Below are 11,075 nucleotides of genomic sequence, written 5' to 3'. Positions count from 1 at the left end.
CACGTCGAGCTGATCGCCTCCGAGAACTACGCCAGCCCGCGGGTGATGGAAGCGCAGGGCAGCCAGATGACCAACAAGTACGCCGAGGGGTATCCGGGCAAGCGTTACTACGGCGGCTGCGAATACGTCGACATCGCCGAGCAGCTGGCCATCGACCGCTGCAAGCAGCTGTTCGGCGCCGACTATGCGAACGTGCAGCCGCATTCCGGCTCGCAGGCGAACCAGGCAGTGTACTTCGCGCTGCTGCAGCCGGGCGACACCATCCTCGGCATGTCGCTGGCGCACGGCGGCCACCTGACCCACGGCGCCAAGGTCAACGCCTCCGGCAAGCTGTTCAACGCGGTGCAGTACGGCGTGAACGAACAGGGTTTGATTGATTACGACGAAGTGGAACGGCTGGCGCTGGAACACAAACCGAAGATGGTGGTGGCGGGCTTCTCCGCCTACTCGCAGGTGGTGGATTGGGCGCGCTTCCGTGCGATTGCCGACAAGGTGGGCGCGTATCTGTTCGTGGACATGGCGCACGTGGCTGGCTTGATTGCGGCGGGCGTGTACCCCAGCCCGGTGCCGCATGCGCATGTGGTGACTTCCACCACCCACAAGACCCTGCGTGGCCCGCGTGGCGGGATCATCGTCGCCAGCCGTGCAGCGATGGGCGATGCCGCCGAGGACATCGAGAAGAAGCTGCAGTCCATCGTGTTCCCCGGCATCCAGGGCGGTCCGCTGATGCACGTGATCGCCGCCAAGGCCGTGGCGTTCAAGGAAGCGCTGGAGCCGGCGTTCAAGGACTACCAGCAGCAGGTGGTGAAGAACGCGCAGGCGATGGCGAAGGTGATCATTGCGCGCGGCTACAAGATCGTGTCCGGTGGTACGCAGAACCACCTGATGCTGGTCGACATGATCGGCAAGGACGTGTCCGGCAAGCAGGCGGAAGAAGCGCTGGGCAAGGCGCATATCACCGTCAACAAGAACTCGGTGCCGAACGATCCGCGCAAGCCCTTCGTCACCTCCGGCCTGCGCATCGGCACGCCGGCGGTCACCACCCGTGGCTACAAGGAAGCCGATTGCGTGGCGCTGGCCGAGTGGATCTGCGATGTGCTGGACAACCCCGGCGACGACAACGTCATCGCCGGCGTGCGTGGCAATGTTGAACTGCAGTGCAAGCAGTTCCCGGTGTACGGCTAAGCCTTGCACTGCCCGTTCTGCCAGCACAGTGATACCCGCGTGATTGATTCGCGGGTGTCCGAAGACGGCGCGACGATTCGCCGCAGGCGCGGTTGCGAGGCCTGTGGCGAGCGTTTTTCCACTTTGGAAATGATCGAGTTGAAATTGCCGGCCATCATCAAATCCGATGGTCGGCGCGAAGCCTTCGATGCGCGCAAGCTGCGGGTGGGGTTTGACCGTGCGCTGCAAAAGCGGGCGGTATCGGAAGAGAAAATTGAGGCGGCGGTGCGCGCAGTGGTGCATCAACTGCGCATGACCGCCGAGCGCGAAATCGAATCGCGCCGGGTTGGCGGCTTTGTGATGGATGAACTGCGCAAGCTCGATCATGTGGGTTATGTGCGGTTTGCCTCGGTGTACCGCAGCTTCGAAGACGTGGCCGATTTCCGCGAAGAGCTTGACCGACTGGAGCGCGAATTGCCGGGTGAGGGGCAATTGCCCTTGCTGGGTGGGGTCGCCGACGGCGGGAAAGGAAAAAAACGATGAGTGCTTTTTCCGCCACCGATCACGCGTTGATGGCGCACGCGCTGCGCTTGGCCGAACGTGGCCTCTACACCACGCGGCCCAACCCGATGGTGGGCTGCGTGCTTGCGCAGGGTGACGCTGTGGTTGGCGAAGGCTGGCACCAGCGCAAAGGCGGGCCACATGCCGAGGTGTTCGCGCTGCAAGCGGCAGGCGCGCAAGCGCGCGGTGCAACGGCATACGTAACGCTGGAGCCCTGCGCACATCACGGCAGCACGCCGCCGTGTGCAGACGCCTTGATCGCCGCCGGCGTCGGCCGTGTGGTGGCAGCGATGCGGGACCCGTTCCCGCAGGTGGATGGGGCTGGTTTTGATGCGCTGCGTGCGGCCGGTATCACGGTGGAATCCGGGCTGATGGAAGCGCAGGCACGCGAGCTCAATCGCGGCTTCCTTGCCCGTATCGAACGTGGCCGGCCGTGGCTGCGGGTGAAGTTGGCCACCAGTTTGGATGGCCGTACCGCGATGGCGTCCGGTGATTCGAAATGGATCAGCGGTGAAGCTTCGCGCCACGATGTGCAGCGCTGGCGTGCGCGCAGTGGTGCACTGCTGACGGGCGCCGGCACGGTATTGGCTGACGACCCGCATTTGACCGTGCGCTTGGACGACGGCATCGACGTCGTGCCGCCCCTGCGCGTGGTGCTGGATCCGGGGCTGGCCACCGTGGCGCGTGGGCATGTGCGCGAAGGGGCTGCACCCACGCTGTATATCCACGCACCGGATGCCAAGCTGCCACGTGGCGTGGCGTTTGAGCACGCGGCCGTGCCGGCACAAGGCACGCGTTTCGATCTGGATGCGGTGCTGCGCCTGCTGGCCGCACGTGGCATCAATGAAGTGCAGTTGGAAGCCGGTGCCACGTTGGCTGGTGCGTTTTTATCAGCCGGTTTGGTCGATGAAGTGCTGCTCTATGTTGCTCCGGTGCTGCTGGGCGAACGGGCACGCCCACTGTTTGATGGTCTGCATATCGATGCAATGACGCAGCGCCTGAAACTGCAACGCATCGACAGCGCGGTGGTGGGCGATGATTTTCGGCTGTTGCTGCGGCCGCTGCCGGCGCCGGTGGAGGCTGCTTAGTCCGGCTCAGGGAATCGCATTCCCCAGCGGCCCCGGATGTTTGCGCACCAAGGCCCATGGCACGATCGACCAATCATCGCTGGCCTCGCAGGCGCGTGCCGCGCGCGGGAAGGACGGCCCGAAAAACACACCGGCAGGGGTCAGATGCCAATTGCCGTACTGCCAGAACTCGACATCGTTGTAATTGCATTCGTCTTCGCTGTCCGTCGGCTGCATCAATGTTGGATACAAGCGATTGAATTGCGCCAACAGCCACGGGGCCAGGGTTTTTTCCTGATACGCCGCTAGCGCATCGTTGGCCTGGGCATTGGGCGTTTGTGCAGGGTCATCCGCCAGCCCGATCACGTGCAGCGGCTTGCCCTTGCCCAACCACAGCAAATCTTCCAGCGCGATGGGCTGGCCTGTATGCGCATCCAGATTGATGCCGGCAGTGCCAAAATCCGGATGCGCGCCGCCGCAGTAATAGTCGGTATGCACCGTCACGCTGATCAGGTGCGGTGTGAATAATTCCGGGGTGACGGTTTGTTCGAAGTCGGCAAGGTCTGTGCCGCGCGCTGACCCCATGCATTCAAAGTAAGCGTCGGTTTCCTGCCACAGACGATTCCGCAGAATGGCATTGATGCGCTGACGTTCGGCCTCGGGGTAGCCATCCGTGATCTCGAACATCGCCAGCTTGGCTGCAGGTTGCTGCCACCACTGCAAGTGATACCCCATGACGGTTTGCTTGCGGCCTGCTTGCAACTTCAAATCGGCCAGCCGCAGGTAGCCATAGGGGTCATCACGATAGAGCTTGTGCAGGTATGGCACGGCATCGCTTGCCGGTGGCGTTGGTGTTGCCGGATGCAATGACAGCGGCAACGTCTTGCCATCCGTGCCGCGCCAGATGCCCTGCCAGCTGCCATTGGCTTGACGATCCAAGGTGATGACGGGGCGTGGCGCGCTTTCATCCACACCTTCAACCAGCTCCAGATGGGTCTTGCCAAGCTTGCCTGCAAACAGCGGGATATCCAGATGATGGCGCTGGTAAAAATACCGCGCCGGTGCATCTTCATCGCTTAACGTGAGCCCCATCACGATGGTCTGTTTGCCCAAGGTGCCGGTATAGACCTGCTCCCCATCGGTGGCATGTGTGTTGCCCAAGGCGACAAGCAGCAGGCCGCCGAGCAGTGCGGCGCAAGGGCGTGGTTGCAGGGATGTGGACATGAGCTCTCCTGAATCGCGGCTGCGCGCAACCGGGCATGTGGATGGCTGCATGATAAAATGCAGCGGCTGGTTTTGAACAAACCAGCAACAGGTCTTCAGGGCGGGGTGCAAGTCCCCACCGGCGGTAGGTATCGGCAATGACGATACAAGCCCGCGAGCGCTTGCGGCGTTGTCGCAAGGTCAGCAGACCCGGTCAAATGCCGGGGCCGACGGTCATAGTCCGGATGCAAGAAGACGGCCGCACACGTCCGAATGGGATGTGCGTGTTTCCGTTCGTCCCGAGGTGATGGGTTTTTTGGGAGAACGATGGCGTGTTTACCGGTTTGATCGAAGGCGTGGGCCGCTTGGCCGCACGCGAGCCGCGTGGCGGTGATGCACGCATGACCATTGACGTTGGGAGCCTGCCGTTTGCCGATGTGCAACTGGGCGAAAGCATTGCGGTCAATGGCTGTTGCCTGACGGTGGTCGAATTCGATGCCGCTTCGTTTGCAATCGATGCCTCGAATGAAACCCTGGCGCTGACCACGCTGGGCCAAATGACGATCGGTACGCCGGTGAATCTGGAACGCGCCATGCGGCCCACCGACCGCTTGGGTGGGCATTTGGTCAGCGGTCATGTGGACGGGCTGGCCACCGCCGTGCAGTGCTGGGACGATGCGCGTGCGGTGCGTTGGCGCTTCGCGTTGGCTAGGCCGCTGCTGCGCTATATCGCGCACAAGGGCTCGGTGTGCGTGGATGGCGTGAGCTTGACGGTGAATGTGGTGGATGACACCGGGTTTGATGTCGCGTTGATCCCGCACACCGTGGCACACACGGCATTTCATGCGCTGCAAGTGGGCACGCAGGTGAATATCGAAGTGGATTTGTTGGCGCGTTATGTGGAGCGCCTAAACGCGACAAAGGATTGGACATGAGCTTTGCAAGCATCCCGGAATTGCTGGACGAACTGCGTGCCGGCCGCATGATCGTGGTGGTGGACGACGAAGACCGCGAGAACGAAGGCGACCTGATCATGGCCGCCGAGTTGGTCAAGCCCTCCGACATCAATTTCATGGTGACCCACGCACGCGGGCTGGTGTGTTTGTCGCTGACCCGCGAGCGCTGCGCCCAGCTGGGGCTGAACCCGATGGTGCGCGACAACACCTCGCCGCACCACACCAACTTCACGGTCAGCATCGAGGCGGCCGAAGGCGTGACCACCGGCATCAGCGCGTACGACCGTGCGCATACGGTGCGCACTGCGGTGCGGCCCGATGCCAAGCCCGCCGATCTCAGTCAGCCCGGCCACATCTTCCCGCTGATGGCGCAGCCGGGCGGGGTGCTGAGTCGCGCCGGGCATACCGAAGCCACGGCGGATCTGGCGCTGCTGGCCGGATTCGAGCCGGCCGGCGTGTTGGTGGAAATCCTCAATCCCGATGGCAGCATGGCGCGCCGCCCGCAGTTGGAAGTGTTTGCGCGCGAACATGGCCTGAAGATTGGCTCGATCGAAGCCCTGATCCGCTATCGGCTGGAAACCGAGCACACGGTGGAGCGCATCGACAGCCGTAGTATTGACACCGACCACGGCAGTTTCACCTTGCACACCTACCGTGACCGTCTCAGTCGCGGGTTGCATTACGCGCTGGTGCGCGGCGAGGTGGCGGGAACCGAGCCGGTGCTGGTACGGGTGCAACTGCAAAATCCGTTGGCCGATGCACTGCATTGGCGGCGCGATGATTTTGGCCCGCTGACCGGCGATGTGCTGGCGCTGCTGGCGGCCAGCGAACGCGGTGTGCTGGTGCTGTTGGGGGATGCGCCGGAGGCCGAGGCCACCTTGGCGCGCATGCGCCAGCAACCGGCAGCGGCGGCCTCGAAAGCCGGCGCGTTGGCGCAATGGCGGCGCAACGGTGCCGGTGCGCAAATCCTGGCCGATCTGGGCGCACGCCACCTGCGCGTGCTGGGCACCCCACGCCGACAAATTGGTTTGGCCGGCTACGGGCTGGAGGTGGTGGAATACGTGGCGCTGCCGGCGCGGTAAACTGCGCAACCGCCCAACCCCATGCCTGCCATGCCGCATTTCGAAGGCGACCTGCGCGTTCATCCCAACGCACGCTTCGCAATCATCGCCAGTCGCTGGAACCCGCGCATCACCGATGCGCTGGTGGATTCGGCGCGCCAGACGTTGGTTGCCAATGGCGTGGCCGAAGCGCAGGTGGATGTGGTGCGGGTGCCGGGCGCATGGGAATTGCCGGTGATCGCCCGCACGCTGGCGCAGGCCGACAGGCACGTCGCCATCGTGGCCTTGGGCTGCGTGGTGCGCGGGGATACCCGCCATTACCAACAAGTGGCCGATGGCGCATCCAACGGCTTGATGCAGGTGGCATTGGAATACGGCGTACCGGTGTTGAACGGCGTGCTGGCGGTCGAAACATTTGAAGACGCGTTGGCGCGTGCCGGCGGCAGTCATGGCAATAAAGGCGAAGAATGCGCATTGGTCGCCATCGAAATGGCTGATTTGCGCCGCAAGTTGCAGGAGCAAGCATGAACAAACAGCATCATCGCCGTCCCGATGGGATCGACCCCGTGGCCCGTTCGCGTTCGCGTCGACGTGCACTGCAAGCCATTTATGCGTGGCAAATCAACCACGCCGACGAGCGCGGCTTGATCGCCCAATTCGCGCACGAGCAAGCGCATGAAGTGGCCGATCTGGAGTACTTCGAAGACCTCGTGCGTGGCGTACTGCGCCATGTCGATGCGTTGGATACGGTGTTGGCGCCGCATCTGGATCGCGGCATCGACGAGGTGGACGCGATCGAGCGCGCGGCGCTGCGCATCGCCGCCTATGAGCTGAGCCATCGCCCGGATGTGCCGTATCGCGTGGTCATCAACGAAGCCATCGACTCCACCAAGCGCTTCGGCTCCGAACACGGCCACACCTACGTCAACGGCGTGCTGGACAAGGCCGCGGTGGCGCTGCGCGGTGTGGAAGTCAGGAAATAAGCACGCTTGCCGCAGCGCCGGTCATGCATGAGTTCGATCTGATCGCCCGCATCCGGGCGCGCGCCGCTCTGCGCGGTGACGTGGTGTTGGGCATTGGCGATGACTGTGCGCTGCTGGCGCCGCCGCCCGGCATGCAGCTGGCGGTGACCATGGACACCCTCAACGCCGGCGTGCATTTCCCCCCGGAAACGGCGCCGGCCGACATCGGCTGGAAGGCGCTGGCAGTGAGCCTGTCCGACCTCGCGGCAATGGGCGCGGACCCTGCCTGGTGCACGCTGTCATTGTCGTTGCCCGAAGCAAGTGAAGACTTTATCGACGGGTTTTCCGATGGTTTTTTGAGCTTGGCGCAGCAACATGACGTCGCCTTGATCGGTGGCGACACCACACGCGGCCCGCTGTCGATTTCCGTCACGGCACACGGTTTGATCGAGCCCGACAGCGCGTTGCGGCGTGCGGGTGCGCAAGTAGGCGATGCAATTTGGGTCAGCGGCACGCTGGGTGATGCTGCCGGCGCACTGCGGCAATGGCAGCAAGGGGGCGTGATGCCGCCGACGCTGCGCGACCGCCTCGACCGGCCTACCCCGCGGGTGGCATTGGGCCGTGCACTGCGCGGTGTTGCCAGCAGTTGCATTGATATTTCCGATGGCCTGTTGGCTGATCTGTCACACATCTGCCGCGCCAGTGGCGTGGCTGCGCAGCTCGATGCACAGGCATTGCCGTCGAGTGAGGCATTGCGTCAAGCGTTTGATACCGCGACACGCTTGGCCCTGCAAGCCAGCGGCGGTGACGATTACGAACTGTGCTTTACCGCGCCGGCCGCGCAGCGGGATGTGCTTCATGCGCTGTCGCAGGCGTTGAATTTGCCGCTCACCCACATCGGTGACATCGTGACGGGTGCAGGCGTGTGTTGTGAGGGTGTGGACGTGGCGGCAGCGGGTTATCAGCACTTCGCTTGAACTTCATCCGGCAACACTTTCCCCGGATTCAAAATGCCATCCGGGTCCAGTGCGTGTTTGATCGCCTGCATCGTGGCCAAGGTGGCGGTATCGAATGCCTGCGGCATGAAATCGCGTTTGGACAGACCAATCCCGTGCTCGCCAGACAACGCACCGCCCAGCGAAAGCGCCAGCTTGAAAATTTCCGGCAATGCGTTGTTGGCGCGTGCGGTCTCGCCGGGATCGTCCGGGTGGTACAGGATGTTGACGTGCAAGTTGCCATTGCCGGCATGGCCGAAGCAGACGATGGGCAGGGCGTAGTCTGCGGACAGCTGCTCCACGCCGGCCACCAGATCGGGGATGCGCGAGACCGGCACCACCACATCTTCATTGAGTTTGCCCGGTGCAATCGTGCGCAGCGCAGGTGACAGTGCACGCCGCGCCGCCCAGAGTGTGTCGCGGGCGATGCCGTCCTGTGCCACATCCATGTCGATCAAGCCATCGCCTTCCGCGGCCGCGCCGAGTGCGGCAAGGGTGTCGGGCAATCCATCGACACTGCCATCGGCCTCGATCAGCAACATCGCGCCGGCATCGGGCACCGCGCTGCCGTTGTGGCGCAGCAGTGCAAGGCTGCGCTTGTCCATGAATTCCAGCATGGCCGGTTGCACCGGCTGCGCCATCAGCCGCGAGACGGCGGCGGCCGCCGCGCTGGCATCGCGATAGAACGCACGCAAGCCGGCCTGCGCGTGTGGGTGTGGTACAAGTTTCAGCGTGGCTTCCACGATCAAGGCCAGCGTGCCTTCGCTGCCAATCAACAGATGCGTGAGGTCATAGCCCGACGAACACTTGGTGTATGCGCCGCCAGCGCGGATCAGTTCGCCCGCACCGGTGACGGCGACCACGCCCAACACGTTGTCGCGGGTGGCACCGTATTTCACCGCGCGTGGGCCACCGGCATTGGTGGCCAGGTTGCCACCCACGGTGCAGCTTTCGAAACTGGACGGATCCGGCGGCCAGAACACGCCGTGCGCGTGCAGTGCAGCTTGCAGATCGCCATTGCGCACACCCGGTTCCACCACCACGCAGCGATCTTCGGGGCGGATGTCGAGAATGCGATTCATGCGTGAAAACGACAGCGCAATCCCGCCGCTGACCGGCACCGCAGCGCCGGTGGTGGCGGTACCCGCACCCCGCGCCACGATGGGGATGTGGTGCGCACGACACGCACGCACAATGGCTTGCACCTGTTCGCGGGTACTCGGCAAGGCGACCGCTTCGGGCGGTTGATGGCCACGCGAATCATCGCTGGCATGCGCTTCACGGGTGGCGGGATCCACGCGCCAGCCGTCGCCCAGCAGGGCAGAGAGTTCAACGATAAAAGCGGCAGGCAGCGGCATCGGTATCAACACTCATCGGCGCGAAACGCATCGCGCAACCAGTCCAGTTGTGGTGCGGCCGGGTCGCCGCTGGCGGCGACCACATCGAACCGGCAGGGGGCATTGGCGTGTTGTGGATGTCGCAACAACCACAGCTGCGCGGCGTGTACCAGTTTGCGCCGCTTGCTGGCATCCACCGACATCGCACTGCCGCCGAACCCGGCGCTGGCGCGGTAGCGTACTTCCACAAACACCACGCTGCCGGCATCGCGCATCACCAAATCCAGTTCACCGCCGCGGCTTTGCGCATTGCGCGCCAGCAGTTGCAGCCCGTGGGCTTGCAGGTGCTGCAGCGCTGCGGTTTCCACCGCATCGCCCCGCGCACGTCGATCAAGCGACTCAGCGGGCACCGTCAGCCAATGGCACGGCAATGCCACCCGAAAAGCGCGACCACGCCGGCCGCCGCAGCACATTGCCAAAGCCGTCCAGGCTCAGTTGCCCGGTGGCGCCGCGAATGCTGGCATTGGGTTGCTGCGCAAGGTGCTCCAGATAGGCGGTGAGCCGCCACGCATCCACGCCAAACGCAAACAAGCGTGCGGCCGGGCCTTTGGCCGTATCCACCTGGCTGGCCACGCTGGCTTGCGAAGGCAGGCCTTGCACGTTGCGGATCAACCACGGTTCGGTGGGGAAGATGGTGCCATCCAGCGCCATATCGTCGGCCGGCTTGCCGGTGCCCGAGGTGATTTGCGAGCTGGCATAGCGCGGCAATTGCAGCAGATTGGCCAGCGCCAACTGCGGGATCGCGCTGCGCGCCTGCGGGCCTTTCAGCACCAGCAGCACCGCATCCGGTGCGTGGGTTTGCGCCAGTTGCGCCAGTGCATCGCTCATCTGCGCGCTGTAGCCAAGACTGGCGATTACCTTGACGCCACGGCGTTCCAGTTGCGCCTTGGCGGCGTCACGGGTACGCCGCTGCGAATCTTCATTGCCGGCAATCAGCAACACGTGCTGGCTGCCACGCTCGATCAAGGCCTGCGCCAAGCTGATGCCCTCATCTTCGGGCGACAGCGAAAACGCGGCGCTGCCGGCTGCCGGTGCGTGCGTGCCGCGATTGAGCGCCAGCAGTGGCAGCGGCGGCTCATCGGCAAATACGGCATCCACCTCGTCGCGCCCCAACGGGCCCACGGCAGCGTCATTGCCATCGGTCGCGGCGCGCGCCAGCGCCGCTTTCACACCCGCAGCGGTGTCGTAGAAGCGCAGGCTTGGGCGACGCCGGGATTCGCCGTAATAGCCGGCCAAATAGCCATCGCGCACGGCGTCCGCCACGGCGGCCTGATTGCCGGACAGCGGCAATAGCACCGCCACCTTCAGCGGCGGGCGGTAGCCATCGTTATCGGCGGCAGGACGATTGGCCTGGCCAAACGACGTGCCACCACGTTCGAATGGATGCGGCAACGGCAAGCCGCGCCGCAGCAGCACGCGCCCGGCAAAGGTGTACAGCGGATCGCCCGCCGGCAATTTGGCGGCATCCCGGGCCAAGGTGGCATCGTCCAATTGCGCCAGCAATTGTTCGATCGCCTCGTTGTTGTCGCGCTTGGCCTTCCCCGTCAAGCTGGCGTGGCCGGCGGCCAAGGCCTGCGCTTGCAGCGTGGCAGCGGCGAAGGCGGGTGGTGGAGGCGCTTTCGGCGGCGCACTTGCGCAACCGGCCAACACCAACAACAAGACAAGCAATAGAGGACGCATCATGGCCACAGGCTTGGGGGCGCGTTGGG

General features: G+C 64.2%; 12 protein-coding genes and 1 riboswitch. Of the genes, 8 read left to right on the top strand and 4 right to left on the bottom strand.

What is annotated here, in order from left to right; translation table 11 throughout:
- The 3 genes from glyA to ribD all read left to right on the top strand — a co-directional run.
- A partial coding sequence (gene glyA, locus QWB57_RS02100) for a serine hydroxymethyltransferase (protein ID WP_288968127.1) occupies positions 1-1,185 on the top strand: 1,185 nt, incomplete at its 5' end.
- Between the two features lie 3 nt (positions 1,186-1,188).
- Complete coding sequence (gene nrdR, locus QWB57_RS02095) at positions 1,189-1,707, top strand: transcriptional regulator NrdR (RefSeq protein ID WP_223625783.1); 519 nt, start codon at positions 1,189-1,191, stop codon at positions 1,705-1,707.
- On the top strand, positions 1,704-2,813 hold the full coding sequence (gene ribD, locus QWB57_RS02090; RefSeq protein WP_288968125.1) for a bifunctional diaminohydroxyphosphoribosylaminopyrimidine deaminase/5-amino-6-(5-phosphoribosylamino)uracil reductase RibD: 1,110 nt from the start codon (positions 1,704-1,706) through the stop codon (positions 2,811-2,813). The genes nrdR and ribD overlap by 4 nt, the downstream gene beginning before the upstream one ends.
- Positions 2,814-2,819: 6 nt before the next feature.
- On the opposite strand, the gene QWB57_RS02085 is transcribed toward ribD, so the two are convergent.
- Positions 2,820-4,016 carry a hypothetical protein gene (locus QWB57_RS02085; RefSeq protein ID WP_288968123.1) on the bottom strand — a complete coding sequence of 399 codons (1,197 nt, stop codon included), beginning with the start codon at positions 4,014-4,016 and terminating at the stop codon, positions 2,820-2,822.
- Between the two features lie 87 nt (positions 4,017-4,103).
- Positions 4,104-4,256, top strand: a riboswitch (FMN riboswitch).
- A 71-nt stretch (positions 4,257-4,327) separates the two neighbouring features.
- Between QWB57_RS02085 and QWB57_RS02080 the strand changes: the two genes are divergently transcribed.
- The 5 genes from QWB57_RS02080 to thiL are packed head-to-tail and all read left to right on the top strand — an operon-like array spanning position 4,328 to position 7,951.
- The gene (locus QWB57_RS02080) at positions 4,328-4,930 is read left to right on the top strand and encodes a riboflavin synthase (protein WP_223625792.1); all 603 of its coding nucleotides are present in this window, start codon (positions 4,328-4,330) and stop codon (positions 4,928-4,930) included.
- Positions 4,927-6,033, top strand: a complete 1,107-nt coding sequence (gene ribB, locus QWB57_RS02075; protein WP_288968121.1) for a 3,4-dihydroxy-2-butanone-4-phosphate synthase — start codon at positions 4,927-4,929, stop codon at positions 6,031-6,033. The genes QWB57_RS02080 and ribB overlap by 4 nt, the downstream gene beginning before the upstream one ends.
- A gap of 30 nt (positions 6,034-6,063) precedes the next feature.
- Positions 6,064-6,540 carry a 6,7-dimethyl-8-ribityllumazine synthase gene (gene ribH, locus QWB57_RS02070; protein WP_223625799.1) on the top strand — a complete coding sequence of 159 codons (477 nt, stop codon included), beginning with the start codon at positions 6,064-6,066 and terminating at the stop codon, positions 6,538-6,540.
- On the top strand, positions 6,537-6,995 hold the full coding sequence (gene nusB / locus QWB57_RS02065) for a transcription antitermination factor NusB (protein ID WP_223625803.1): 459 nt from the start codon (positions 6,537-6,539) through the stop codon (positions 6,993-6,995). The genes ribH and nusB overlap by 4 nt, the downstream gene beginning before the upstream one ends.
- Before the next feature lie 23 nt (positions 6,996-7,018).
- Positions 7,019-7,951, top strand: coding sequence for a thiamine-phosphate kinase (gene thiL, locus QWB57_RS02060; protein ID WP_288968120.1), 933 nt, complete (start codon positions 7,019-7,021; stop codon positions 7,949-7,951).
- Here thiL and QWB57_RS02055 read toward each other — a convergent pair.
- The 3 genes from QWB57_RS02055 to QWB57_RS02045 are packed head-to-tail and all read right to left on the bottom strand — an operon-like array spanning position 7,936 to position 11,049.
- A complete protein-coding gene (locus tag QWB57_RS02055; protein WP_288968130.1) occupies positions 7,936-9,333 on the bottom strand; it encodes an FAD-linked oxidase C-terminal domain-containing protein in 1,398 nt (465 codons plus the stop codon). The genes thiL and QWB57_RS02055 overlap by 16 nt on opposite strands.
- Positions 9,333-9,779 (bottom strand): YraN family protein, encoded by a 447-nt coding sequence (locus tag QWB57_RS02050; RefSeq protein WP_288968119.1) that lies wholly within the window; start codon positions 9,777-9,779, stop codon positions 9,333-9,335. Before QWB57_RS02050 ends, QWB57_RS02055 begins: the two co-directional genes overlap by 1 nt.
- Complete coding sequence (locus tag QWB57_RS02045) at positions 9,706-11,049, bottom strand: penicillin-binding protein activator (protein ID WP_223625811.1); 1,344 nt, start codon at positions 11,047-11,049, stop codon at positions 9,706-9,708. Before QWB57_RS02045 ends, QWB57_RS02050 begins: the two co-directional genes overlap by 74 nt.
- Between the last annotated feature and the right edge of the window lie 26 nt (positions 11,050-11,075).

Origin of the sequence: uncultured Thermomonas sp. (assembly GCF_937872235.1) — a bacterium.
In the GTDB taxonomy this organism is placed as follows: domain Bacteria; phylum Pseudomonadota; class Gammaproteobacteria; order Xanthomonadales; family Xanthomonadaceae; genus Thermomonas; species Thermomonas beijingensis.
Note: the sequence above shows the minus strand (reverse complement) of the source record. Positions and strands in the feature narration are given on the sequence as shown.

What these genes read in the sequence shown, in the direction of transcription:
- ribD (WP_288968125.1), top strand. Translation starts at nt 1,704, where the DNA reads ATGAGTGCTTTTTCCGCCACCGATCACGCGTTGATGGCGCACGCGCTG.
- QWB57_RS02085 (WP_288968123.1), bottom strand. Translation starts at nt 4,016, where the DNA reads ATGTCCACATCCCTGCAACCACGCCCTTGCGCCGCACTGCTCGGCGGC.
- ribB (WP_288968121.1), top strand. Translation starts at nt 4,927, where the DNA reads ATGAGCTTTGCAAGCATCCCGGAATTGCTGGACGAACTGCGTGCCGGC.
- ribH (WP_223625799.1), top strand. Translation starts at nt 6,064, where the DNA reads ATGCCGCATTTCGAAGGCGACCTGCGCGTTCATCCCAACGCACGCTTC.
- nusB (WP_223625803.1), top strand. Translation starts at nt 6,537, where the DNA reads ATGAACAAACAGCATCATCGCCGTCCCGATGGGATCGACCCCGTGGCC.
- thiL (WP_288968120.1), top strand. Translation starts at nt 7,019, where the DNA reads ATGCATGAGTTCGATCTGATCGCCCGCATCCGGGCGCGCGCCGCTCTG.
- QWB57_RS02050 (WP_288968119.1), bottom strand. Translation starts at nt 9,779, where the DNA reads ATGTGCTGCGGCGGCCGGCGTGGTCGCGCTTTTCGGGTGGCATTGCCG.
- QWB57_RS02045 (WP_223625811.1), bottom strand. Translation starts at nt 11,049, where the DNA reads ATGATGCGTCCTCTATTGCTTGTCTTGTTGTTGGTGTTGGCCGGTTGC.